Origin of the sequence: Proteiniphilum saccharofermentans (genome assembly GCF_900095135.1) — a bacterium.
Lineage (GTDB): Bacteria > Bacteroidota > Bacteroidia > Bacteroidales > Dysgonomonadaceae > Proteiniphilum > Proteiniphilum saccharofermentans.
On sequence record NZ_LT605205.1, the window covers coordinates 3,553,203 to 3,579,287 of the forward strand.

The 26,085-nt window shown below is 43.8% G+C and carries 24 protein-coding genes, 1 tRNA gene and 1 pseudogene; 14 read left to right on the plus strand and 12 right to left on the minus strand.

The window, feature by feature from the left end; all coding sequences use genetic code 11:
• Positions 1–38 precede the first annotated feature (38 nt).
• Positions 39–833 carry a nucleoside triphosphate pyrophosphohydrolase gene (gene mazG / locus PSM36_RS13785; RefSeq protein ID WP_076931419.1) on the plus strand — a complete coding sequence of 265 codons (795 nt, stop codon included), beginning with the start codon at positions 39–41 and terminating at the stop codon, positions 831–833.
• A gap of 11 nt (positions 834–844) precedes the next feature.
• Here mazG and PSM36_RS13790 read toward each other — a convergent pair whose 3' ends face one another.
• The 9 genes from PSM36_RS13790 to PSM36_RS13830 form a co-directional block, all read right to left on the minus strand.
• Complete coding sequence (locus tag PSM36_RS13790; protein ID WP_019538798.1) at positions 845–1,408, minus strand: DUF2179 domain-containing protein; 564 nt, start codon at positions 1,406–1,408, stop codon at positions 845–847.
• 115 nt (positions 1,409–1,523) lie between these two features.
• Complete coding sequence (locus tag PSM36_RS13795) at positions 1,524–2,549, minus strand: threonine aldolase family protein (RefSeq protein ID WP_076931420.1); 1,026 nt, start codon at positions 2,547–2,549, stop codon at positions 1,524–1,526.
• Between the two features lie 46 nt (positions 2,550–2,595).
• A complete protein-coding gene (metH, locus tag PSM36_RS13800) occupies positions 2,596–6,294 on the minus strand; it encodes a methionine synthase (RefSeq protein WP_076931421.1) in 3,699 nt (1,232 codons plus the stop codon).
• 145 nt (positions 6,295–6,439) lie between these two features.
• Positions 6,440–7,417, minus strand: a complete 978-nt coding sequence (locus PSM36_RS13805; protein ID WP_232001462.1) for a nucleoside recognition domain-containing protein — start codon at positions 7,415–7,417, stop codon at positions 6,440–6,442.
• A gap of 25 nt (positions 7,418–7,442) precedes the next feature.
• Positions 7,443–7,895 carry an SsrA-binding protein gene (gene smpB / locus PSM36_RS13810; RefSeq protein ID WP_076931422.1) on the minus strand — a complete coding sequence of 151 codons (453 nt, stop codon included), beginning with the start codon at positions 7,893–7,895 and terminating at the stop codon, positions 7,443–7,445.
• Positions 7,895–8,446, minus strand: coding sequence for a YIP1 family protein (locus PSM36_RS13815; RefSeq protein ID WP_076931423.1), 552 nt, complete (start codon positions 8,444–8,446; stop codon positions 7,895–7,897). Before PSM36_RS13815 ends, smpB begins: the two co-directional genes overlap by 1 nt.
• Before the next feature lie 133 nt (positions 8,447–8,579).
• Positions 8,580–9,341: a hypothetical protein gene (locus PSM36_RS13820; RefSeq protein ID WP_076931424.1), complete on the minus strand. Its 762-nt coding sequence runs from the start codon at positions 9,339–9,341 to the stop codon at positions 8,580–8,582.
• A 25-nt stretch (positions 9,342–9,366) separates the two neighbouring features.
• On the minus strand, positions 9,367–10,707 hold the full coding sequence (locus PSM36_RS13825) for a porin family protein (protein ID WP_154671034.1): 1,341 nt from the start codon (positions 10,705–10,707) through the stop codon (positions 9,367–9,369).
• Complete coding sequence (locus PSM36_RS13830) at positions 10,704–11,270, minus strand: RNA polymerase sigma factor (RefSeq protein WP_076931426.1); 567 nt, start codon at positions 11,268–11,270, stop codon at positions 10,704–10,706. The genes PSM36_RS13825 and PSM36_RS13830 overlap by 4 nt, the downstream gene beginning before the upstream one ends.
• Positions 11,271–11,518: 248 nt before the next feature.
• Between PSM36_RS13830 and sppA the strand changes: the two genes are divergently transcribed.
• From sppA to PSM36_RS13860, 6 genes are all read left to right on the plus strand, one after another.
• Positions 11,519–13,297, plus strand: a complete 1,779-nt coding sequence (sppA, locus tag PSM36_RS13835; RefSeq protein WP_076931427.1) for a signal peptide peptidase SppA — start codon at positions 11,519–11,521, stop codon at positions 13,295–13,297.
• 176 nt (positions 13,298–13,473) lie between these two features.
• The gene (gene lpxK, locus PSM36_RS13840; RefSeq protein ID WP_076931428.1) at positions 13,474–14,598 is read left to right on the plus strand and encodes a tetraacyldisaccharide 4'-kinase; all 1,125 of its coding nucleotides are present in this window, start codon (positions 13,474–13,476) and stop codon (positions 14,596–14,598) included.
• Complete coding sequence (locus PSM36_RS13845) at positions 14,555–15,367, plus strand: purine-nucleoside phosphorylase (RefSeq protein ID WP_076931429.1); 813 nt, start codon at positions 14,555–14,557, stop codon at positions 15,365–15,367. Before lpxK ends, PSM36_RS13845 begins: the two co-directional genes overlap by 44 nt.
• 84 nt (positions 15,368–15,451) lie before the next feature.
• Positions 15,452–16,483: a thiamine-phosphate kinase gene (thiL, locus tag PSM36_RS13850; RefSeq protein WP_076931430.1), complete on the plus strand. Its 1,032-nt coding sequence runs from the start codon at positions 15,452–15,454 to the stop codon at positions 16,481–16,483.
• Positions 16,484–16,563: 80 nt separating this feature from the next.
• A tRNA-Phe gene (locus tag PSM36_RS13855) sits at positions 16,564–16,636 on the plus strand.
• 239 nt (positions 16,637–16,875) lie between these two features.
• Positions 16,876–18,093, plus strand: a complete 1,218-nt coding sequence (locus PSM36_RS13860) for a site-specific integrase (protein ID WP_076931431.1) — start codon at positions 16,876–16,878, stop codon at positions 18,091–18,093.
• A 69-nt stretch (positions 18,094–18,162) separates the two neighbouring features.
• Here the strand turns inward: PSM36_RS13860 and PSM36_RS13865 are convergent, their stop codons facing one another.
• Together PSM36_RS13865 and PSM36_RS13870 are read right to left on the minus strand one after the other, a co-directional pair.
• Entirely contained in the window at positions 18,163–18,456 is a 294-nt protein-coding gene (locus PSM36_RS13865) for a helix-turn-helix domain-containing protein (protein ID WP_076931432.1), read from the minus strand.
• Between the two features lie 6 nt (positions 18,457–18,462).
• Positions 18,463–18,747: a MerR family transcriptional regulator gene (locus PSM36_RS13870; protein ID WP_076931433.1), complete on the minus strand. Its 285-nt coding sequence runs from the start codon at positions 18,745–18,747 to the stop codon at positions 18,463–18,465.
• 309 nt (positions 18,748–19,056) lie between these two features.
• On the opposite strand from PSM36_RS13870, the pseudogene PSM36_RS13875 reads away from it, so the two are divergent.
• The 5 genes and pseudogenes from PSM36_RS13875 to PSM36_RS13890 all read left to right on the plus strand — a co-directional run.
• Positions 19,057–19,419 (plus strand): annotated as a pseudogene (locus PSM36_RS13875) (phosphoglycerate mutase family protein); the annotation flags it as partial.
• A 253-nt stretch (positions 19,420–19,672) separates the two neighbouring features.
• The gene (locus PSM36_RS17410; protein ID WP_154671035.1) at positions 19,673–19,816 is read left to right on the plus strand and encodes a hypothetical protein; all 144 of its coding nucleotides are present in this window, start codon (positions 19,673–19,675) and stop codon (positions 19,814–19,816) included.
• A gap of 147 nt (positions 19,817–19,963) precedes the next feature.
• Positions 19,964–20,581, plus strand: a complete 618-nt coding sequence (locus tag PSM36_RS13880) for a type IV toxin-antitoxin system AbiEi family antitoxin domain-containing protein (RefSeq protein WP_076931434.1) — start codon at positions 19,964–19,966, stop codon at positions 20,579–20,581.
• Entirely contained in the window at positions 20,578–21,366 is a 789-nt protein-coding gene (locus PSM36_RS13885) for a nucleotidyl transferase AbiEii/AbiGii toxin family protein (protein ID WP_076931435.1), read from the plus strand. Before PSM36_RS13880 ends, PSM36_RS13885 begins: the two co-directional genes overlap by 4 nt.
• A gap of 132 nt (positions 21,367–21,498) precedes the next feature.
• Positions 21,499–21,969: a DUF234 domain-containing protein gene (locus tag PSM36_RS13890; RefSeq protein WP_076931436.1), complete on the plus strand. Its 471-nt coding sequence runs from the start codon at positions 21,499–21,501 to the stop codon at positions 21,967–21,969.
• A gap of 141 nt (positions 21,970–22,110) precedes the next feature.
• Here PSM36_RS13890 and ade read toward each other — a convergent pair whose 3' ends face one another.
• Positions 22,111–23,721: an adenine deaminase gene (gene ade, locus PSM36_RS13895; RefSeq protein WP_076932282.1), complete on the minus strand. Its 1,611-nt coding sequence runs from the start codon at positions 23,719–23,721 to the stop codon at positions 22,111–22,113.
• Between the two features lie 156 nt (positions 23,722–23,877).
• On the opposite strand from ade, the gene PSM36_RS13900 reads away from it, so the two are divergent.
• Both PSM36_RS13900 and PSM36_RS13905 read left to right on the plus strand, forming a co-directional pair.
• A complete protein-coding gene (locus tag PSM36_RS13900) occupies positions 23,878–25,101 on the plus strand; it encodes a sugar transporter (RefSeq protein WP_232001463.1) in 1,224 nt (407 codons plus the stop codon).
• Between the two features lie 120 nt (positions 25,102–25,221).
• On the plus strand, positions 25,222–25,953 hold the full coding sequence (locus PSM36_RS13905; protein ID WP_076931437.1) for a lysophospholipid acyltransferase family protein: 732 nt from the start codon (positions 25,222–25,224) through the stop codon (positions 25,951–25,953).
• Positions 25,954–26,085 lie beyond the last annotated feature (132 nt).

Below are 26,085 nucleotides of genomic sequence, written 5' to 3' on the forward strand. Positions count from 1 at the left end.
GAGGAGGCGCCGTTCAGGCGTCTCTTCCATTTGTAGATATGGACAACAGACAACAGAAACTGGAGGCATTCGGCCGTTTGCTCGACATCATGGATGAGTTGCGGGAGAAATGCCCCTGGGACAGGGAACAGACCAACGAAAGCCTCAGGGCAAACACCATAGAGGAAACGTATGAGTTGGCGGAGGCGATCCTCAACAACGACAATGCCGAAATCAAAAAGGAATTGGGAGATCTGCTGCTACATGTGGTATTTTACGCTAAAATAGGGGAAGAGAAGCAGGCATTCGATATGGCCGACATCTGTAATTCCCTGTGTGACAAACTGATATTCCGTCATCCTCATGTTTTTGGCGATCAACAGGCCGATTCAGCCGGGATGGTAGAACAGTCCTGGGAGCAACTCAAACTGAAAGAAAAAGGAAGGAAACATTCGGTATTGGAGGGTGTACCTGCTGCCCTTCCCGCACTGGTGAAAGCCTACCGGATCCAGGACAAGGCACGCAATGCCGGATTTGACTGGAACCAACGTCATGATGTGTGGGATAAGGTAAAAGAGGAGTTAGGAGAATTAGAGGTCGAGATTGAAAAGATGAATAGTGACCGGATCGAAGCCGAATTCGGCGATCTGCTTTTCAGTGTCATCAACGCCGCCCGCCTCTACAAGGTAAATCCTGATAATGCGCTGGAACGCACCAACCGAAAATTCATCTACCGTTTCGACTATATGGAGAAGAAGGTAAAAGAACAGGGACGATCGCTGAAAGATATGACGCTGGACGAGATGGAAGTGATCTGGCAAGAGGCGAAGAGAATGCAGGCGGACGACCTTTAGCGCCGCCTTCTTCATTTCCCGACTCGCCAGCGCGACAGGATCGTCTTCCGTTTCGGGAAAATACCGTTCTTCTTGGTGCGTACATCTTCCACCACATAAAAAATATTGCTGTCAAATTGAGTCAGCATAAGTGCCAGCGTCTTCATCTCCTTCCGGTCCACAACGGTCTCTATGATATCCACTTCATTGGTCGAACCCGTGCCGTGAGTCATCGTAGCGCCAAAATTCACCTGATTGAGCATCTGCACCAGTTCTTTTCCGTTTTTCTGCGTATAAATACGACAGAGCAAAATACCATAAGCGATCCGGTTCTCAATAAGGATACCTACGTAATTTCCCGTGGCATAACCGGCGGCATACGACAAATAGGATACTATGTCGTTGGCACGGACCAGAATTTGTGAGATAATCACTATCCAGATAAAGACCTCTACAAAACCGATGATAGGGGCTATATTTTTTGCCCCTTTGGAAACGAAAATAATTCGCAGGGTACCCAGAGTAACATCGATAATACGGCCAAAGAAAATGATAAAAGGCAACAGCCAGGGGTAAACGTCTAAAAATTCGAACATATTTTTTATTTAAGAAATTGGAACTAAGAAATTAGAAATAAAGAAGTTTTAAATTATGAGTTACGAATCTTTGAATCTTTGAATCTTTGAATCTTGAAATCTTCACTTTTAGTTTTTAACTGATCAATTCTTTCAAATAATCTACAAAATCCCGGATATCTTCATCGGTAGTATCCCACGAACACACAAGGCGAACCTCGTTCCGGGATTCATCCCAATCGTAAAAGAAATATCTCTCCCGTAATTTATCAGTAATCTCCCGGGGAAGAATCAGAAAGAGAGCATTCGACTGTACCGGTTGTGTAATCTCTATCCCTCCAATCCTGTCTATCTCATCATAGAGCTTCTGTGCCGCATCGTTGGATCTTTTCGCGTTCTTCAGCCAGATGTTTTCATTCAGGTAAGGAATAAACTGTGCGGAGATAAACCGCATTTTAGAATAGAGCTGAGTGGTCTGCTTCCGGTAATACCTCATGTTTTCAGCTAATTCCTTACGCAATGGCACAAGCGCCTCGCCGAACATCAGTCCGTTTTTCGTGCCTCCCAACGTAAAGATATCCACCCCGGCATCAACAGTCATCTCCCTCAGCGGGACATCCAGAAAGGCACAGGCATTGGCTATCCGTGTACCGTCCATAAAAAGGATCATATCATGATTATGTGCCAGATCGGCAAGTGCTTTTATCTCCTGGGGAGTATAAAGCGTGCCCAGTTCCGTGGTCTGTGAAATAGCGATCACTTTCGGCTGGGAATGATGCTCAAAGCCAAAGCCATGCAGATAAGGACGCACTAAAGCAGGGGTAAGTTTACCGTCGGGTGTAGGGATCTCCTTCAACGCTGCCCCGGTCATCTTCACAGGTGCGCCGCACTCGTCCACCGCAATATGGGCGGTAGCAGCACAAAGGATTGAATGGAAAGGCAATGTACAAGCCTGTAATGCCACTACATTGGCTCCGGTACCGTTAAATAGAAAAAAGGGCTCTACCTCTTTCTCTCCAAGAAGCGTGCGGATCGCTCCCTTCGCCTCATGGGTCCATGGATCATCGCCATACGCTATGGTATGGTCGTTGTTGGCACTCATCAGTGCCTGCATGATTTGCGGATCTACACCGGAATTATTGTCGCTTCCGAAACTTCGCATGATATCTCTGAATTATGTGTACAAAGATACAAAACCTTTCTGTCAACTATGCTAAATTGGCCAGCAGGAACTTGCGAATCTCGTCGGGTGTCACATTTCTACGTCTGGCATAGTCAGCTACTTGCACTTCCGATATCTCCCCAATGGCAAAATATTTTGATTGCGGATGGGCGAAAAAGAGTCCGCTGACCGATGCATTGGGATACATAACACCGTTCTCAGTGAGCAAGATACCGATCTCCGGGGTGGCAAGTACATCATGCAGCAGGAAATTCATTGTCTGATCCGGGATAGAGGGATAACCCACCGCAGGGCGTATCCCCTCATACTTCACAGCGAACATTTCGGCAATCGAGAGGTTTTCTTCTGCTGCATGCCCCCAGTATTCACGACGCACTTTGGCATGCAACCACTCTGTAGCTGCCTCCGCAAGCCGGTCGAGCAACGACTTCATCAACAGGGCTGCATATTCATCACCTTCCGCCTCATAACGGCCCATCTGCTCTTCCGCTCCCACTCCTGCAGTGACGGCGAAAGTACCGATATAATCTTTCTTCCCCGTATGGCGTGGCGCAATAAAATCACTCAGGCAGAAGTACTCATTCTTGTCGTTCTTCTTCTGCTGGCGCAGGAACGGGAAAGGCGTACCGCCGACGAAAATTGTATCATTTTCACTGTATGCTTCATATATCCCGAAAACCGCTTTGACATATTCAGCCTTTTCATCGACGAATTTTTGCAGCATGTCTGCGGCGTCGTCATACAGTTTTTCAGCTTCCCGCCCTTTTTCACGGTCGTCCTCGCGGTATCCGCCCAACCATGCGTCACGAGCCTCTTTGGTACGTTCCGTTTTGGTGACAGTATGGAATTTGGCCGACATATTCCAGGCATGGAAAAAGAATTTCCAGTCGATATAGGGAATAATCTCAGCCATATCGATATGTTCCAGCTTCACACGTCCCAATGTGCGGGGAACGACAGCCTCATATCCGCTCCAGTCGATACTGAAAGCATTCTTTCTGGCCTCTTCCAATGAAACCAGTTCGACCACTTTCCGTGTACTGTTCTCCCTCAACACCGTATACTCATCCTTTACTTTCCGGATATAGTCATTCCTGTTACCGGGGCTCATCAGGTTGGCAACCGCCGATGGGCTTTGCGAGGCATCTTTGACATAAACTACGGGACCCAGGCTGTATTTCGGTTCTATCTTTAGTGCCGTATGCAGTTTCGAAGTAGTAGCTCCACCGATCAGCAGGGGGAGACTGAAACCTGCCTTTTCCATCTCAGTGGCGACGATGGCCATCTCTTCGAGCGACGGAGTGATCAATCCGCTTAACCCTACAATATCGGGTTGTTCACTGATTACCGTTTCGATAATCTTTTCGGGAGGCACCATTACCCCCAGGTCGATAATTTCATAATTATTGCAGGCCAATACGATGGAGACAATATTCTTACCGATATCATGCACATCTCCCTTCACTGTGGCGAGCACTATCTTGCCTGCTTTCCGCTGCGAATCACCGATCGCTTTCTCGGCTTCAATGGTAGGTTGCAGGATCGCAACTGCTTTTTTCATGGTGCGTGCCGCCTTTACTACCTGCGGAAGGAACATCTTTCCCGCACCGAAAAGGTCGCCCACCCGGTTCATTCCATCCATCAACGGTTTATCGATAATATCCACCGCACGAGGATAGGCTTGCAGCGCTTCGGCAAGATCCTCTTCCATGTAATCCCCTATCCCTTTTACCAATGCGTGACTCAACCGTTCTTCAAGGGGAAGCGTACGCCACTCCTCTGTTTTGCCTTTTTCCGCTTCCGGATTCTTTTCTCCTTTGATCTTTTCGGCATAAGCCATCATCCGCTCGGTAGCGTCATCGCGCCTGTTCAGCACCGCATCTTCGGCCAGTTCTTTCACATCGGCAGGGATATCTTCATAGATCACCGACTGCGCCGGATTCACGATACCCATATCCATCCCGGCACGAATGGCATGATAAAGAAAAACGGAATGCATCACTTCCCGCACATAATCGTTCCCGCGAAATGAGAAAGAAAGGTTGCTCACTCCTCCGCTCACTTTGGCATACGGCAGGTTTTCCTTGATCCATCGTGCGGTTTTAATGAAATCCACCGCGTAATTCTTATGTTCATCGATCCCCGTAGCAATAGCCAGCACGTTAGGGTCGAAAATAATATCTTTCGGATCAAAATCATTTTCGGTAAGTAATCTATAAGCACGACCGCATATCTCGATACGGCGTTCGAAGGTGTCGGCCTGTCCCGTCTCATCGAAAGCCATTACCACTACTGCCGCCCCATAGCGCTGCGCCAACCGCGCCTGATGGAGGAACTCCGCCTCTCCGTTCTTCAACGAAATGGAGTTGGCAATTGATTTCCCCTGTACACATTTCAAGCCGGCTTCCAATACCTCCCATTTTGAGGAGTCGATCATGATGGGTACGCGTGATACATCGGGATCAGATGCCAACAGATTCAGGAAGCTGGTCATTTCCTCCACCCCATCGAGCAGCCCGTCATCCATGTTGATATCGAGCACCTGCGCTCCGTCCTCTACCTGCTTACGGGCAATATCGAGCGCTTCCTCATAGTTCTTTTGCTGAATCAATCGCAGAAACCTCTTCGATCCGGCTACGTTACACCGCTCCCCGATATTCATAAAATTAATCTGGGGCGACACCTCCAGCATCTCCAATCCCGAAAGCCGCAGGTATTCCGGAGAAGAAGCCTTTTGATGAGGTACACCGTTTTCTACTATACGTACATATTCGGCGATATGGGCAGGAGTTGTACCGCAACATCCGCCAATGATATTTACCAGACCTTCGTCCACAAACTCTTTGATCTGTGCAGCCATCTTTTCCGGGGTCTCGTCATACTCACCCAGTTGATTGGGCAATCCGGCATTGGGATAAGTGCTGATATAGAAAGGAGCAATGCGCCCCAGTTCCTTCACATAAGGCTTCAGTTCAGCCGCTCCCAGCGAGCAGTTCAACCCGATAGCCAACGGATTGGCATGGCTGACGGAAGCGACAAAAGCGCCAAGCGTCTGCCCCGAAAGGGTTCGTCCTGCTCTGTCGGAAATAGTAACAGAAAGGATGACAGGCGTTTTTATACCGGTCTCTTCCGCTACCTCCTCAGCAGCAAAAATAGCAGCTTTCGCGTTGAGCGTATCAAAAATAGTCTCTATCAGAAGGATGTCTACTCCACCTTCCACCAATGCGCTGATCTGTTCTTTATAAGCTGCTTTGAAGTCGTCAAAGACTGCCGAGCGGAACATGGGATTCTCTACTTGGGGACTCATCGACGCCGTCTTGTTGGTTGGTCCGATGGATCCCGCCACAAACCGGGGTTTCCCAGGCGTTTTCCGGGTAAACTCATCGGCTGCTTCACGTGCCAGCCGGGCTGCCGCCAGATTGATCTCACGGGCCAGATGGCTCATATGGTAATCCTGCATCGAGATCGATGTGGAATTGAAAGTATTGGTTTCGATGATATCGGCACCGGCAGCCAGGTATTCACGATGGATCTCGCCAATCACATCGGGACGGGTAAGCGAAAGCAGGTCGTTATTGCCTTTAAGCAACCGATCGAAATCTTTGAACCGCTCACCCCGGAAATCAGCTTCTGTAAGACCGTAACGTTGTATCATTGTACCCATCGCACCATCCAGGATCAGGATGCGACCGGGCAGAATATCTTCTATTTTCTTCTTTGTCATATTTTGTTTCAATTAGGCTCAAAATGAACTGTCCTGATGGTCCACCATCAGAAGTCTTCCATTTTCAACTTTAACTCCATTGATTTTCTGTCGTCACTCGGCATAGTACAAGCAAGCTTGTCTCTGCCCTCATTCCTAAGAAAATTCAATTTTCAATTTTCAATTCTGAACTGCCAAACCTCAACTTCAAAACAAATCTTCTCATCCACACCACTATCCACGCAACCAACAACCGTACTCCCAGTATCCACCAGACGGATACACCGAGCGCTATAAAAAGGATGTTATCTTCCAGTACGGAATGAGACATGGCAAGATGATAGTTCAACAAATTAGCATCGGTTCTGTTCACCTTTCCCTCCTTCATCTGATCCATCATCAGCGCACCCCCGTATGCCAGCCCCACAATATAGCCGATAAGCCAGAGAAATCCGGTACTTGCCGGCAGGCCGAAAAACCTTAGTAACGGTTCAATACCCTTGCTCAGTTTAGGGATCAGCCTGTAAGCATGGAGGAGACTGTAAAGCAGATTCAGTGAAAAAACAATTACGGCAATAAGAAGCATTACCTGTAACGAGCTTTTCAGCCAAAGCAACAACAGATCGCCCAATGAGGTTATTACGGCTACGTCTGTCTGCACAAAAACAGGATTTCCCATATCCTGCGGTAGGATCAGATTCAACAACAACCCTACGACAACACTCATTGTGATCCGCAAAGTGGTGACAGTCCAGAAGGGTGTTCCGGTCTTCGCCTGAATAGCACTTTCTACCGGAAGATTGTGAGATATCTGGCACATCAGCGCCAGAATAGTGAGTTCCCTCAGGGTGATCGACATGGAGGTGATAATAGCCAGCGGCGCGTAGAGCGGAAGGAAAATACTGGTGATAAAAACAATGGCGGTACTGCCGGGCAATCCCAGATAAATAAAAACAGGGTCGAGAAGACCGGCAAAAAACACGAGTATGCCGTAATAATCCAACAATCTCACGACCAGGGAAACGGGTAAAATAATCTTCAACAACCATAATGTGGTATAGCCCGATTTCCTGAACGCCGGATAAACTATATCATTACGAAACCGCTTCCTGCTTCTCACTCCTCCACTTCTCCACTCCTCCACTTCTTAACTTTTAATTTTTAACTTTTCACTTCCTAAACATCCTGTCCATTGATCTCTTGTCTTCTTTTTCTTTCAGGGACTGACGCTTATCGTACTGCTTTTTCCCTCTCGCTACCGCAATCACAATTTTGGCCAATCCTTTTTCATTGATGAACAGACGGATGGGAATAATAGTGAATCCGGTCTCTTTGGTAAGACGGGAAAGTTTGCGCAGTTCGTTTCTATTGAGGAGCAGTTTACGGTCGCGCCGGGCACTGTGATTATTATAGGTACCGTAAAAGTATTCGGCAATATGCATATTACGCACCCATAATTCTCCCCGCTCGAAGAAACAATAGGTATCTACCAGGCTCGCCTTTCCCAGCCGGATCGACTTGATCTCGGTGCCGGTAAGTACAATACCTGCCGTAAAGGTTTCAACCAGTTCGTAATCGAACGTGGCACGTTTGTTCTTTATATTGATAGCTGCTTGCTTCATTACTTTATCAAATAGGAAAAAAGAGTACAGATAAGTACCGGCGACAGAATGATAATGGCAGATGCTACTGCCGTAAAATCAGTGACTTTTGCTTTTGGTACTTTCATAAAATAAATGAATCCAACATTCACCACATAAATGGTGTAAAGCACCAATAACCAGAGAATAAAGAGTTCTGATAGAAAAGGTGTAACGATAAACAAGGCATAGAGTACTACTGAAGCATAGCCTGTGAATTGCTGAAAGCGGGACAGGTCCTTGCTTAAACCAAAGCGGGGAGCAATTTCATTCAGCAGATAAGCAGCAATAAAATAACCGCCGTAGACTCCTACAACACTAATAATAGCACCCTTCAACGCATTCTCCACATTCCCTTCCCTCACGAACCACAGACCTCCCACAAAAGAAGTGAAGGCAATGATTCCGAATATGGGATGAAGGAAACGGTAAAGGAACTCATGCTGCGTCCTCTTTTCCTTTTCCACATCTTTCCATGCCCGGGGAGACGCGACAATGAGCTGCGCAATAGTGATAAAAATATCCCTCCACATTCCTTTTTGATTTTGGATTGCAAAGGTACATGATTTTTTTGAAAGAGAAGAGTTTCATTGATCACGACGTCAGTAAAAAACGACAGCTCCTGTTATCGAGGAGCTGTCGTTTTCTATTATATGACAGTAAAACTTAGTTCTCTTCACTAATATTCCACTCCACAGCATTTTGCAATTCAACCAGCTCCGGCTCCGTATTGTCACCCTTATTCTTATAATAAGCAAATCTTATCTTCAACTTTTTATCTTGAGAACCTTCTGCCAGCGAACGCAACTGACCCATATAAAGAGCTACGGCATCCCCCCTCTTTTCAACGGTTGTACCGTCCGGTGTACCGGTTAAAGTAAGGTGCGCTTCAATTACTATTTCTCCCTTCTCATTCAATTCATCTCTTTTATAGAATTCAACCCGGCCCGTTTCACCTTTTTTAGCTGAATAACCATATTCGATAATCCAGTAGTCCCTCATAAAGCTCTTGGAGTTACTATAAAGGGGATCCAGGATCTCATCAAAGCCTACCGGCTCTTCCACTACCGGAATTCCACCCATGTTCAGGCTTTTTTGGGAGATGTCTATCACTTTGTCTGCAAGCTGTACTATGTCAGCCTGGAAACTTTGACCGTCCACTGTAATTGGGGCAGTTCCATTCGCTTCATCCCAACTGTATACCATAAATTTAAATGTGCCGGGATCCATGGTCAACATAGAGTTGGTAGTAATTACCCGAGAATAACCCGACCAACGTGAGAAAGTCTTTCCGTAGATCTGCCCCCTCTCATCCATATCTAAATATACAAAAGAGCTATCTGTATAATTATTTCCTCCTTCTCCCAAACAGGATGTCATCAGAAGTGTTGCTCCGATAACACTCAAAAACAAAATTACTTTTTTCATTTCTACTTTCTATTTTATATTAATATTAAAATTCATACCTTAATCCCACATTAATATCCATCACGATCTTCCTGTCGGAATAAATAGTCTTATATTGGTTTTTCGCATCAAAATAATAGGCTCCCCCTACTTTCCCATAGAACCTCAGCCTGTCGTAGATAGGATAGGAAAGTCCCACACCGGCATTGACCGATATCTGGGGATTCTCTTGGGATATCTTTGTAATCTCCTTCTCTTCCGATCCTTCTGCTGCGCTATTGAAATTCGCAGATGCCTGCCCCTCTTTGATTTTCCGGAATTCACCATATATATCTTTCTCCACCATTCCTCCTATGGAAGCATACACATTCAGTTGTCCCAAAGAGAAAATATTGTAGTTCACATTCAACGGGATACCCAGATAATGAAGTTTTTGCACTTCCTGCACTTTGAAATTATCATTGGTATTCCTGGATTTAGAGTGAAGATAAGAGTAAACAAGGCCGGTTTCAACGGAAAGATCGTCAAACAGATATTTGGAAACCGTGATACCGAATGACACCGGTTGGTCATGTTCCATTTCAGAAACATTGTTCGTCGCATTATTGGTCTGGACCTGTAAGTTTTTATTGGCTTCCGTCATATATTTGTTGTCGGTGTTTACAGAAGCCGCTCTCAAAGTCATGGGTGAGTTTACCGTTTGTTGGTAGCCGGTCAGCCCCCCTCTCCCGTTGACGGCAAGCAAAAGGGTTCCTTGCCCCCTTTCGGGTACACCCGCTTCGGCAAAAAGGATTTTCTCATTTCCACCGACTGTAATTGTTTCTTCTTCGTACAACTTTTCATCCTCTTGGACTACCTCCTTTTCCTCAGGTTTTGTCAATAGGTGAAGTGTGCCGGCTTCCACTTTCTTCTCTGCATTCTCACCCCCTAACTTTTCACGCTTCATCCATGCCGCCAGCATTCCCGCCGGAGAAGATGAGCGAATAACCGATTTTTTTCCGGTTTCAGCTTTTCCGGAAGACCTTGCAGCCAAAAGCTGCCCGGATTCAACCGGCCGGGTAATCGGTTCTGACACTGATTCCAAAGCTGAAGCCATCTCTGTACCGGGATCCGGAGTATTACCGGTCGGGGATGTTGTAGAAGCCGATTCGGAAACCATCGTCTCCCCCTGCTCCATAGGATTTCGGATAAACAGTATACTGCCGACGAGCAGTACCAGCACAGCGGCTGCCGAACCGGCATACCATCTTCGGCGAAGTACCGTCCGGGCAGCCGCAGCTGCCTTCAACGACCGCTCCACGCTATCCCAGCCATTTGGCGGGACAGGCGCTTCAAAACCGCTGAGTTTTGATTGAAATCCTTTTCTAATATCGTTATCTGACATCATTGTATCTGTCTTTGATTGTTATGCAGGATGGCTGAAATTTTCTTCCGGAGCATATTCTTTGCCCTGAAAAATTGCGAACGCGACGCAGCTTCATTAATACCCAACACCCGGGCAATTTCTTTGTGCGACATCTCTTCGAAAATATACATGTTAAACACTGTCCTGTATCCGGGCGGTAAATTCCTTATCATATCGAGTACCTCTTCCTTGGGGATATTTTCAATATCCAGTGAATTATCCGCCTGGATTTCCGACTCATCGGCATTGACATAGCTATATTCCTCCATAAACCGGTACTTCTGCTTCTCTTTCCTGTAATTCTCCAATGCCAGATTCACGAAAATCCGTCTGAGCCAACCTTCAAAAGAACCCTTGCCCGAAAACGAGCCGATCTGCGTGAAAGCCCGGATAAATCCATCGTGCAACAAGTCCCGGGCTGTCTCTTCTTCCCCGCTGTAACGTAAACATACCGCCATCATCATAGGAGCATACCGCTCGTACAATATTTTCTGGGCATTACGGTCCTGTTTCTTACATGCTATGACAAGTTGCGAATCATCCATTCTTAACCGCAGTTCATTTTATTAGATGAAGAACAAGAAAAAACGCTGCGTGAACCAGGAGATTTTTATCCCTATTTATGTTTTTTTAAGGAATAATACTCCTTTCCATTGAGCATAATCTTCACGCATCAAAATTACTACCAACGGTAAAAACGGACAAATGAAATTAATTAAGAATATGTAAATTAACTTGGGGTATAACTCTTTTTTCTCTATTTTTGCACTAATAATCAATTAATAATTACTCTATGAAGGATTTTCTAAAAATCGTGCTCGCGTCCGCTTTGGGCTTTGTTATCGCGAACATTCTCTTTTCTATAATTGCAATGATCTTTTTCTTTGGGGCAATAGGATCTTTTCTCGGATCTATGTCGGGCGGTGAGAAATTTATCCTTCAAGACAATACGGTGTTGAATCTCCGCTTGAATGGCCCTATCACGGAACGTACACCCGAAGAGGATCCGTTTACCTCTATGATGGGCTCTAACCGTCCTTTGCCTATGGGTTTGAACGATATTGTGAGTGCCATCAGGAAAGCAAAGAATAACGATAAAATAAAGGGGATCTATATCGATTCCCGTATCATGACCGCCTCCATGGCCACATTAGCCGAGATCCGCCATGAACTGGAAAATTTCAAGGAGAGCGGGAAATTTATCGTTGCCTATGCCGACACCTATACCCAGGGAGGCTATTACCTTGCTTCCGTAGCAGATAAAGTGGCCATCAATCCGCAGGGAATGCTCGACCTCCACGGCCTGGCCTCGATACCGGTCTTTTATAAGGACGCCCTCGATAAGCTGGGGATCGAAATGCAGATATTCAAGGTGGGAACCTACAAATCGGCGGTGGAACCGTTTACCCAGAACGAAATGAGTGAAGCCAACAGGGAACAGGTAAGCTCTTTCCTGAACGATGCATGGAGCTTCCTCAGAAGTGATCTGGCGGAATCGCGTTCACTTACAATTGCCGATATCGACTCGCTGGCCAACAACCTGCCTGCCGTACAATCGACCGACTTCCTGCTTTCAGCCAATCTGGTAGATACCCTCCTGTATGAAACGGAGATGAAGGATTACCTGAGGAGCCTGCTCGACATCGATGAAGAGGCAAAGATCCCGTCGGCGACCGTGGCCAATATGAAATCGGTAACCACGAAAACCGTAAAGAAGACCGACAATACGATCGCCATCTTATATGCGCACGGGAATATAATTTCAGGTACCGGATCATCCAACATACAGGATAAATATATGGTGGATCAGATCGAGAAACTGAGAAAAGATAAAGAGATAAAAGCGGTGGTATTCCGTATCAACTCGGGGGGCGGTAGTGCCTATGCCTCCGAACAGATATGGAAAGCCATCACCGACCTGAAAGCGGAAAAACCGGTTGTGGTCTCTATGGGCGATATGGCGGCATCCGGCGGTTATTATATCGCCTGCAATGCCGATAAGATAGTTGCCCAGCCTACTACCCTGACCGGATCGATCGGTGTTTTCGGTGCTATTCCCAGTTTTGAGGGGACTGCAAAAAAACTCGGAATATCTACCGATGAGGTGAAAACCAACGAGTTTTCCGATTTTGGCAACGTTATACGTCCCTTCAACGAAAGAGAGAAACAATTGCTCCAGTCCATGGTCGAGAGAGGTTATGATCTCTTCCTGACACGCTGTTCGGAAGGGCGCGACATGCCAAAAGACTCGATGGCGCTCTATGCCGAAGGCCGTGTGTGGACCGGGAACCAAGCCAAAGAGATCGGGCTGGTGGATGAATTGGGTGGGATTGAGAGAGCCATCGAAATAGCTGCCGAGATGGCTAATCTGGGTAAGAGTTATGTGGTATTCGAGTATCCGAAACTCCGTTCTCGTTTCGATGAACTGCTCAACCCCCGGAAGGAGGAACTGGTTGCCCGGACAATGAAAGAATATCTGGGTGAAAGTTACGAGATGTTTATGCTGCTAAAAGATATCAAAGAGCAGGATTATATCCAGGCAAGAATTCCGTATAATTTGAATATTCAATAGAATTAGGTATTTTGAGTCGCCTTCGCTCCTCGATTTCCAATTCTCGCCATGACATAATGCAAGCAAGCTTGCCTTCTGTTCACTTTGATAAATAACTATTGCCCGGCAATGTTTCAAGCAAGCTTGGCATTGCTCTCGCTTAACCGTTATTTTGGCTTAACAAAAAAGTTCACTAAATGGAAAAGGACAAACCTTCCGCCGAAATACGTCGATCATTGTCGCCGTTAGCCTGGCTCTACGGCCTTGGTGTGAATTTCCGGAATGCACTGTTCGACAAAAAGATACTCAAACAAACATCATTCGATATTCCGGTGATTTGTGTGGGTAACCTCACTGTAGGCGGTACGGGCAAAACCCCGCATATTGAATATCTCATCAGGTTATTATCACCGATATACAAAGTAGCAGTGCTCAGCAGAGGCTACAAACGAAAAAGCAACGGTTTTAAGATTGTCGACACCGATTCGAAAGCACACGATGTGGGAGATGAACCCCTGCAGATCAAGCAAAAATTCCCGGAAGCACTGGTTGTTGTCGATAAAGACCGGGTGAGTGGTATCAGCAAAATCCTTTCTATTGAAAAAGAGGAGCGTCCCGATGTGATCCTTCTCGACGACGGCTTTCAACACCGCTATGTACGACCTTCACTCTCCATCCTATTGGTGGATAGTAACCGTCCCGTTTTCGAAGACCGGTTGTTACCCGCGGGATCACTACGCGAACCGCTGAAAGGCAAAGAAAGGGCGTCCATCATCATAGTCACCAAATGTGACCCTGATATGCAGCCCATTGATTTCCGGATCTATACGAACGGATTAGCACTTTATGCTTTTCAACAACTCTATTTCACCGGCCTCGATTACGGAATGATAATGCCTCTCTTTCCGGAGTTGCAGGGTGGACCACTACAGGCATTGGATATTCGCAAGAAACATATCTTTTTAGTGGCAGGCATAGCCTCACCCCAACCTCTTGTAGATAAGGTAGAGCTTATCACCTACAACCTCTACACGAAATTTTTTCCCGATCACCACTCTTTTAAAGAGAAAGACATACAATCGATCCGGGAATTGATCCATACGGTAGAGGTGGATGACAACAACAAGGTCATCCTCACCACCGAGAAGGATGCTGTCCGCCTCAGAGAATTGCCTTATCTCGATGAAGAGATGAAGAAAATGCTCTATTACATCCCGGTGCAGGTAACATTCATTAACGAGAAAGAACAAGAACAATTTAATAATAATATTTTAGAACATGTTAGAAACTATCAAACAAACAGCGGATTATCTAAAAAATAGAATTACCGAAATCCCTAATACAGCTATTATTTTAGGCACCGGCCTGGGTGAACTGGTACATGAGATCGAGGATAAAAACGAAATCCCCTATACGGAGATACCTAACTTTCCCGTCTCCACGGTGGAAGGCCATAGCGGAAAACTGATCGTCGGTACGCTCGGCGGCAAGAAAGTACTGGCCATGCAGGGGCGTTTCCACTATTACGAAGGATATGATATGAAGCAGGTCACCTTTCCCATCCGTGTTTTCCAGGCATTGAATATCAAATACCTATTCGTTTCCAATGCGGCAGGAGGGATGAACTCCAGCTTCGATGTAGGCGACATCATGCTGATCGAAGACCATATCAACCTGTTCCCCGAGCATCCGCTCCACGGGAAGAACTTCAATGAATTGGGCACCCGTTTTCCAGATATGAGCGAGGCATATGACAAATCGCTGCGGCTGATGGCCATGGAGATCGCCAAAGAAAAAAATATCAAGCTGCAACACGGTGTCTATATCGGCCTTCAGGGACCGACTTTTGAAACTCCGGCCGAATACAATTTCCTGCGTATTATCGGGGGAGACGCCGTGGGTATGTCCACCGTACCCGAAGTGATCGTGGCCAACCACGCAGGGATGAAAGTGCTGGCATTCTCCATCATCACCGACTTAGGCGTGATCGGCAAGATCGTGGAAGTGTCGCACGAAGATGTACAGGAAGCTGCCAAGATCGCCCAACCGAAGATGGCGGAGATCATGCGGACCATTATTCAAAAAATATAATCAACTTTATTCTTTATAAAAAAGGGTGTCTGTAATACTTGATAAGAGTAATTCTCAGACAACCTCTTTTTATTCATTATTTATATGCAACGGACAGAAATAGCGACATTGGGCGAATTCGGGTTGATCGACCACCTGACCAAAGATATCAAGCTCTCGCAGGAGAGTTCCATCAAAGGCGTGGGTGACGACGCTGCCGTCGTGGATAATGGCGCGAAACGAACGCTCGTAACTACCGATCTCTTATTGGAGGGGATCCATTTCGATCTCGTCTATACCCCGCTGAAACATCTCGGGTATAAAGCGGCTGTTATCAACTTCTCCGATATTTACGCCATGAACGGGAAGCCACAGCAGATCACCGTCTCTTTAGGGATATCGAAACGGTTTTCAGTAGAAGACTTAGAAGAATTTTACGGCGGATTGAGGCTGGCCTGTGAGATTTACGGGGTGGATATCATAGGAGGGGACACCACTTCCTCCCTTACCGGCTTCACCATCAGCATTACCTGTATCGGTACGGCGGAAGAGGAGAAAATAGTCTACCGCAACGGCGCCAAAAACACCGATCTGATCTATGTTTCAGGCGATTTGGGAGCAGCTTATATGGGGCTGCAGCTACTGGAAAGGGAAAAGACAGTGTTCGACGGCGACAAAGACTTCCAACCCGATTTTGCAGGAAAGGAATATCTTTTGGAACGCCAGCTAAAACCCGAAGCCAGAAAAGATATCGTGAACCTGCTGGCGGAACACGGGATAGTTCCCACCTCCATGATAGATGTATCCGACGGGGTGTCGTCCGACCTGCTCCATGTCTGCACACAGAGTAACGCCGGTTGCCAGCTTTTCGAAGAGCGGATACCTATCGATTATCAGACTGCGGTAATGGCCGAGACATTCAATATGAACGTAACCACCGTAGCCCTGAATGGAGGGGAAGATTATGAATTGCTCTTTACCGTTCCGCTGCATCTGCATGAAAAGATGAACCAACTGGAAGGGATCCGTCTGGTGGGGCATATTACACCGCCTGAACAGGGGTGCTATCTGGTTACCCGTGACGGCCAGGAGATGCAACTCCGTGCACAGGGATGGAATCCACTCGCGGACAAATAAAATTTTCGGCATTTTTTATTTGCAAATTTTGTAAATCTCAAAAATGCTCTTATCTTTGCACTCGCAATTTAAGCAGTGCTGGTGCCATAGCTCAGTTGGTAGAGCAAAGGACTGAAAATCCTTGTGTCCCCGGTTCGATTCCTGGTGGCACCACTTTTAAAAGACTTCAAATTTGGTAAATCCCTGAAAATTAAACCTTTCAGGGATTTTCTTTTTCCAAGAAACCCCACTTTTTCAGCAATATTAGGCAATTCCGCAGGGCTAAATCGTGGTCATTTTTTGACCGCTGAAAAATTGACCACTAATTGCACTTTAAGTCACTGATTGTCTTCTCGTTAAATGCACGTCAAAAGGCATGGTTTAAGTATCTTTAAACCATTAATTTATAGCGTATGAAACGTCAAACTTTTAACGTGCTTTTCTTCATTAGAAAAACAAAATTGAAAAAATCGGGAGAAACACCCATTATGTTGAGAATTTCTATTGATGGGCAATTAGTTGAAATCCAACTTAAGCGAGATGTATTTCCGAGGTATTGGAATCAAAAGAAAGAGCGATGCACAGGCAAAGATGCCGCATCCTTAGAAATTAACCGCTACCTCGATTCGGTAAAACTTCGCTTACTGGATATTCATCGAAATTTAGAATTGGAAGACAAACTTATCAATCCGATGGAGATTAAACGAAAGTTTCTCGGATTGGACGAAGAACACAAAATGTTTCTTCAAGTATTTCAAGAGCATAACGACAAATGCAGAGAATTGATTGGTATTGATTATGCCAAAGTTACTATTTCTCGTTTTGATACTTGCTTGAAATACATGAGGGAAATGACTTTGGTAAAATATCGCATGAAAGATATACAGCTCAAAGAGGTAAACCACGCATTTATTCAAGATTACATCCATTTCTTGAAAGTAGAAAAAGGATTATCGGAAAACACGCTAATTCGCTACATGAAGGTAATCAAGAAAATTACAAATATGGCTTTGGCAAATGATTGGATGACTAAAAATCCGTTTGTAAATATCCGATTCCATGAGCAGGAAGTTCACAAAGAGTTTCTAACAAAAGAGGAATTGGAAATTTTGCGAACCAAAGAATTTGATATTCCCCGATTGGATTTAGTACGTGATGTTTTCCTCTTCCAATGTTGGACTGGTTTAGCATTCGTGGATGTATCGGAGCTAAAAGAAGAACATATCGTTCCCGACAACGAGGGTAATTTGTGGATTCGTAAGGCAAGGCAGAAAACAAAAATCATGTGCAATGTTCCACTCCTTGATATTCCGTTGCAGATTTTGGAGAAGTATGAAGAACATCCATATTGCCAAAAGAAAGGGATTTTATTGCCTGTAATGGCAAACCAAAAGCTCAATTCATATTTGAAAGAAATCGCTGATATATGTAGAATTAAGAAGAATTTGACGACGCACACAGGGCGACATACGTTCTGTTCGGTGGTTACGCTAGCTAACAATGTTTCGTTGGAAAACATCGCTAAAATGGTTGGGCATACTAATACCCGAATGACTATGCGCTATGCAAAAGTACTTGACCAAAGTATTCTTAGAGATATGCAGGGAGTAAAAGAGAGTTTTGCAAAGTAGATTAAAACAGAAACGGCTGAATTGTTCAATGTGAATATTCAGCCGTTTAAAAACAATGGCGAAGAAAATTTATAAAGAACCATCATACGCAGGTCGAAATCGCTCCTCCAACACTTTTCGTATATCAGACTCACGGAACAATACTTTTCCTGGCAATTGGATAAATGGCAAAATCCCCTTGTTCCTGTAATCTTGCAAAGAACGTCGGCTCATTTTTAGAATAGAACAAAGTTCTTCGCTCGTCAGATATCGTTCGCCATCAAATAATGGCTTATGCGTTTTCAAAACCTGCTCAATATATGGCAAAGTCCTGTTTAAGGCTTGCAATAATTCTTGACAATCTTTATCGGTGTGTAGTTGCATGGTGGCTTATTTTAAGTTGACTCTACTTTTGTCCAACAAAGATTTCACTTCGGCAATGCGATAATATATTTTCTTCCCGATGGTAGAAAATGAGAGTTTACCATATTCTCGAAGCGTTTGCAAACGGCGAAGAGAAATATTCAGAGAAGTCGCCAGTTCTTTGCCCTCAATCCATTCTTGCTCAATGCACTGAGTATCATTAAATGGTTGTTTCGGAGCTAAAGAAGCAATTTTCTCCAAGTGCTTTTTGAATGCTTCAAATGATTCTTTTTCTATTGCAATAATATCCATAAGTGTTGACTTTATTCGATTTGCCAACAAATATAGGATAAGAAAGGAAGTGCTTCTGGATATGGGTAGCAAAGGATGTGATTGACAGGAAGTGGCGCAAATGTTCTATGTAATGGGGAAAGATTAAATTAGCAAGAGATGGAATGCATTCTTAATTAGAATCGTTTGAAAGAGGAATTATAACAAAAATATAGCGCATGAAATCAAGATATTTAACACAGCGCAATTATGGCTATGGACTAAATAGCTAATTATAGCTATACATAACTATATTTCGTTTATTTATCTTTGCACTCTAAAATAAATTAAATGGATATTATTAAAATTGCAGAATATAATCAGGAATCCGCATGGAGAGTACTGGAAGATACCAAGATTATTCAAGCTTGGGAAAATATTGGGGCTACCGTTAACATTATCGGGTCATTAAAATCTGACTTAATGATGAAAAGTCGAGATATAGATTTACATATTTATTCTGAGAAATTGGATATTTCTAAAAGTTTTGCTGTGGTACAAAACTTGGCAGAAAAATTATCACTAAAAGAAATCTTCTATGAAAACGGAATTGAAACAGAAGAAGAATGCATCGAATGGCATGTTATATACGAGGATAAAGATATGAATACGTGGAAATTCGACATGATTCAAATTCGTAGGGGTTCTAAATACAGAAAATTTCAATATTGATTCTCTCTTTTTATTCCACAAATCATAATTAACATCAAGATCGCTAATTTGCTGTCTCAACTTGCTGTCTCAACCAAAGTTTTTCTGGAGTTATATTGCTTGAAGTCATTCTACAAAGTTAGCTATAAATAGCTATTTATGAAGCAATAAACTTATTATATCTTTGGAGTACTACTAAAAAAATCAATGTAAGTGATTATTGTAAACACATTTATTAACTCTAAATTAATCGCTTATGGATAAATTATTAAAAACCGAACTGATTATTCTAATGAATAAAAGTTCACAGGAGATTACAAACGAAAAAATGCAACGTGCCTATGGGGAGTTTATCGCACATATAGACAACGTCAGATTTGAATACGAAAAAGTAATCTAAAACACTATATTTCTGTTCTATCGACAAGACAAAAATAGTCTATTTTCGTCTCGTCAACAGAACAAGAATATCTTCAATTCATCTCAACATTTTGTTTTATTTCCAAAACGCACTATATTTGCTGCATAATAGAAACAAAATAAGGAAATGAATTTTCTGGAATTTAAGACTAAAATGTTCGATTTGGCGTGCTTCAATATCTATCAGGTATATGCATGGCAACCCGATTTTGACCGGAATAATTTTACCCGTTGGACTAAGAAAGGATATCTTATCCGATTACGGCAGGGCTATTTTGCTTTTTCGGAGTATAAGAGCAAGCCGGATTATTCTCTTTATTTTGCCAATCGGATTTACCGCCCGTCCTATATTAGTCTACACACGGCATTGTCGTTCTATGGGATGATACCGGAAGCGGTGGTGCAGATTACCAATGTGACAACCCTGAAAACAGCATCTTTCGCCAATGACTTCGGCGAATACTCTTATAAGAATGTCAAAGAAAACCTACTATTCGGGTACGAGTTGAAGCCAATGGCAGACAACCGCACCATACAGTTTGCCACACCCGAGAAGGCATTGCTTGATTTGCTGTATCTTTATCCATTCTACGATAGTGAGCAGGAATTAGAAGAATTACGTTTGGATGAAGATTTCCTGCACGATGATTTAAACAAGGATTTACTGATGGACTACTGCGCCAAATTTCAAAGCAAGGCGCTTGACCATCGGGTAAAGCTACTTTTTAAGACATACGATTTATGATACAGATTGAACAGATAAGAAATTATTTTCCGACTCAAATCCGTGGAAATTCAGGCTTCGATAAGCACATACTGAAAGAGTATTTGCAGTTGATGATTCTGGATTACCTTTCTTCTACCCCAAGCATCCAAAAGATGGCTTTTATCGGCGGAACAAACCTGCGTTTGGTAAAAGGGATAGACCGGTTCTCCGAAGATTTGGATTTTGACTGCAAAGACCTGTCGAAAGACAAGTTTACTGAAATGACAAACGGCGTAATCCAGTTTTTGGAGCGTTTAGGGTTGCGGGTAGAGGCAAAGGACAAAGAAAATCCGAAACTAACGGCCTTCCGGCGCAATATCCATTTTCCGGAACTGTTATTTGATTTAGGATTAAGCGGACACAAGGAAGAACGTTTTTTGATAAAGGTCGAAAGTCAAGACCAAGGAGTCGTTTACCCTCCGGTTATTACAAATATCAAGGGTTGCGGATTCTTTTTCCCGTTTCCTGTTCCTTCCGATGGCGTATTGTGCAGCATGAAAATTGCCGCCATGTTAGCCCGTGCAAAAGGACGTGATTTTTACGACCTGATGTTTTTACTTTCGCAAGCCAAGCCGGATTATGATTTTCTGTCAAAGCGTTGTGGAATACATAGCTTACAGGAGTTCAAGCAGGCAACAGCCGAATTACTGAAAACAGTCGATTTGAAGAAGAAGCAAAAGGATTTTGAACACTTACTTTTCAATAAGGCGAATAGTGAGAAGATTTTGAGGTTTGGGGAATTTGTGGATTCGCTTACAGAATAGTTCAATTCGAAATATGTATTTCGGAAATGACCGTTTCGGAACTGGTGGTTTCGGAGCAAAGGAAAGGCAAATTAAACCACCACCTTCCAAGAAGGTGGATTTAAAATAATGAATCGGGCATAGTTACAGAAATTGGAAACAGTTTACGAAGTAATTAAAAAGCAACGTCCCATTTTTGCGAAAGAAGGAACACAAACTGTAAGGTACGAAGTAACCGATAATTTCCTGCGCTTTTGGTTCAGATATATTGAGCGGAACAGGTCACTGATTGAGATTGGAAACTTTGAAGGACTGTCTAAAATCATGCTCGATGATTATCCCACTTATTCGGGAAAGACATTGGAACTGTACTTTAAACAAAAGATGCAGGAGAGTTTTTCTTATCGCGCAATAGGCTCGTGGTGGGAACCAAAAGGGAATCAGAATGAGATTGATATTGTGGGAGTATATTTGGATGATAAGAGTGCAGTTGCTGTTGAAGTAAAACAGCAGAAAAAGAACTTCAAACCTCAATTGTTTGAAGAGAAAGTCAAAATCCTAAAAACAAAGGAACTGAATAAACATACAGTAGAAAGTCTTTGCTGGGATTTGGCAGATATGTAATAGAAGTAAAGATAATTGAGATATGGATGATTAGCATTTCGTTTCTAAGATGCACTATTTTTATTGCATAACGGTGTCTATCAATATGCTGTTAGTTTTTAGTTCGGCTAATAATATTTCATCAAATACAGGCACCCTGAATTACTGTTCTATCCAATCAAAGTCAGTATAGCTAAAAAGTCCTTTCTCTCCGATTTTTATTTCAGGAATAACAACCAATGAAAGGAAAGAGAGTGTCATAAATGGTGCATCAAGCTTACACCCAAGTTGTTTAACCCGGGTATCAAGTTCATGGTAAATATCGGCAACTTCCTTTCCGGGCAGGTCACTCATGATTCCACCAACCGGCAAGGGTAGTAGTCCTGTTTTTCCGTCACAACATACAGAAAGTCCTCCTTTGCTCTCAATGACCGCATTGATGGCGCCGGCCAACTCTATATCTGAATTGCCGACAGCGATAATATTATGCGAATCATGTGCGATGGTACTGGCGAAAGCGCCTTTCTGAAGGTGAAATCCCTTGCAAAAAGCTACCTGGGGAGTCCCGTTATTATATCGATTGACATACACGATCTTGGCAATATCTTCACTTGTATCCCCTTCAAGGTTCTCTACAGGGAATTTGGGTGAATATGTGGAAACAGTGGTCAGTAGTTCACCTTCGACAAGAGATATCACTTTAATTTGTCCGGACACCGCTTTGCGTAATGAAGATACCGCTATTTTATCGCGATTAAAATTATTAATAGCGATAGGAAGCAGAGACGGGGAAGCGGTTCTCATCCGTTCCACTCCATCAATATAAACCTGTTCCACGTCAAACGTCTCCAGGCTATCCACCACAATAAAGTCAGCTTTATCCCCCATCCTCAATTGCCCGACATCGAGATGATAATGACGAATAGGGTTGATGGATGCTATTCTGAGCACGTCAAACAGATCGAATCCGTTTGCCACGGAACGGGCCACGAGTTTTTTTATGTGGCCCGCCGTCTGTAGTTCATATGCATGGGAGTCGTCAGTACAGAACATTACTACATCCGGATTGGAACGAATAAGTGATTTCAATGCTTCATAGTTACGGGCAGCGCTTCCCTCGCGGATAAGTATTTTCAACCCCAATGCCATCTTCTCCTCCGCTTCCGCAAGAGACACACATTCGTGGTCGGTAGAGATATGATGACTTACATAAGTGGCAAGAGCGCTTCCCGATAACAGGGGAGCATGTCCGTCAATAGGCAACCGGTATTTTTCAGCCACAGCAAGTTTGGCCATTACCTCTTTATTTTCGGATAATACGCCCGGTATATCCATCATCTCGGAGAGTCCCACAAATTGCCCGGAAGCCGCCAGTTTTGCTATATCACCGGAGGCTATGACACCGCCGGAACAGTCAAAAGGAGTGGCCGGCACACAAGACGGAATGGTGAAGAAGGTCTTCAATGGAGATTTCCTGCCGTTTTCAATCATAAAATCAACACCACCAACCCCCATTACGTTGGCTATTTCATGCGGATCGGTAACCACCGCGACCGTCCCCTCCCGAATAACCACATTGCCAAAGTTTTCGGGCGTAAGCATCGAACTCTCAATGTGCACATGAGCGTCTATAAAACCGGGCATAATATAGCTCTTTCGCTCAACAGGGTGTCTGTTTATAGCGGTAATAAAGCCATTTTCCACCTCGACAGACCCTTCAAATATCTCTCTTCCAACAACATCTACTATATGCCCTTCTATTCTATCAATCATATTTTCATAATTCAATTGATGCTTCTCACTTAAAATAAAGTTGATAATCAACGGATAAAAAGATGAAAAGTTACAAGTTTAGTGTTTTTTATGATATATCAGACACAAATGTACATATATTCTATAATTTTGCAGCTGAAAAAATGTCCGGCTACAGTGGCTAAAAACAGAACAAACATTCCAGACCCACACAATCGTATTACGACCGTAACGGTTCGTCCAAAATTTAAAGAATGGTTACCCTGTATTGGGATTGCCATTGCAGCATTCGTGTTCAATACTACCGAATTTGCTCCTATAGCCCTTTTGAGCGATATAGCAAAAGGTTTTTCCATCAGCGAAGCCAAAGCCGGACTATTGATTACCATCTATGCATGGGTGGTGGCACTGGCTTCTTTACCATTGATACTTATTTTTGCACGAGTAGAGCGTCGTAAATTAATGGCCGGCCTATTGATTTTATTTATTATAAGTCATTTGCTGTCATGGCAATCCTATAATTATACTTCATTATTTGTCTCACGTATTATGGTGGCTTGCACACATGCCATCTTCTGGTCGGTCGCTGCCCCAATGGCTGTGCAAATGGCACCGGAGGGCCACCGTTCAGCCGGATTGGGAATCATTGCTACAGGGAGCTCGTTGGCGACTATACTCGGACTGCCTCTCGGACGAACAGTGGGATTGTATATGGGGTGGAGGACAACTTTCTTATTTATTGGTATAGCTGCTTTCCTGGTATTGATATTCCTGATGTTTGTATTACCGGTCTTAAAAAGTGAGAACGCGGGATCTCTCAAAAGTTTACCCAAATTAATCAAACGCCCGGCACTGACAGGGATATATCTACTGACAGTTATTATGATCACTGCTCATTTTACCGGATACACCTATATAGAACCTTTTATGATCGATATAGCCGGACTTGATGAAAATGTAGCCACTATCGTACTGCTTATTTTCGGTATTGCCGGAATCTTCGGAAGTTTTTTATTCTCCCGTTACAATGAGAAACGATGGCTGTTTCTTATGGGTGGAAGCGTAATTTGTGTATCTATTTCGCTCTCTCTTATGTATCCATTGGGGATCAACATTTATACCATATTTGTATTATGCATATTCTGGGGCATATCATTCATGATCTTTAATCTGGTATTTCAGGATACCGTCATAAAAGTCGCTCCCGATGCAACGGCAGTGGCGATGTCTATTTATTCAGGGATATATAATGTAGGGATTGGCAGCGGCGCGCTTATTGGCGGGATTGTAAGCACACATGCAGGAACTCAGTACGTAGGTATGGCGGGATGTTTTATAGGTTTACTGGCCATATCTTTTTATTTCTTAGTGACAAGACGCCATCCCCGACTGTTCTTATGAGTCCGAAAAAGAAAAAGTGTTCGATTCACCCAGATTAAAACATCAGAAGCATTATCTTTGTGCAGGAAATGTTCAAATTCTCGTGCCACATTTTTGTGAAGTAAATAAGATAAAATCATTATGCAAAAGTTAATAGCATATCCCCTCTCCATTATTTATTACCTATTGTTTGGAGCTACGCTGGTAATTTTTCACGTGGTTCAATGGATATGCTTCAACCTGTTCGGATATAACGCCCACAAAAAGAGTGTCGATGTGCTATGTTTCTTCCTTGTATTGAACACTTATGTGCTGGGCACAAAATATAAGATCAGAGGACTGGAAAAACTTCCCGCAGATACACCCCTGATTGTTGCCTCCAATCATCAGAGTTGGTATGACATCACGACTATCGGGTGGTATATGCGAAAAATTCATCCTAAATATGTCAGTAAGATCGAGTTGGGAAAAGGGATTCCCAGCATATCATACAATTTAAGGCATGGCGGATCTGTATTGATCGACAGGAAGGATGGAAAACAGGCTTTATCCGCCATCCGGCAATTGGCAGAGTATATAGAAATACACAAACGTTCGGCAGTCATATTCCCTGAAGGGACACGAAGCAATACCGGCAAACCACGGCGCTTTGCCGAGAACGGATTGAAAATCCTCTGCAAATACGCACCTTCCGCCTATGTTGTTCCTGTCACGATCAACAATTCGTGGAAAATGACAAGATGGGGTTCTTTCCCTTTAGGCATAGGCACTAAAATCGAGTTTACCATTCATGATCCTATCCCCGTAAAAGATACACCTTTCCCTACCCTTTTTGAAAAGACTGAACAGGTAATAATCCAGTCTATAAATTGATGGGAAATGACTGAGATTGTCGATTATTTCCCATTTGAAATAATTGTTGATATCATCCATAACTGTTCGTTCTCGAACCATCTCTTCTTCTAATTCCCTGTCTTTTATAATAACCGGTTCTCTATTCACAAT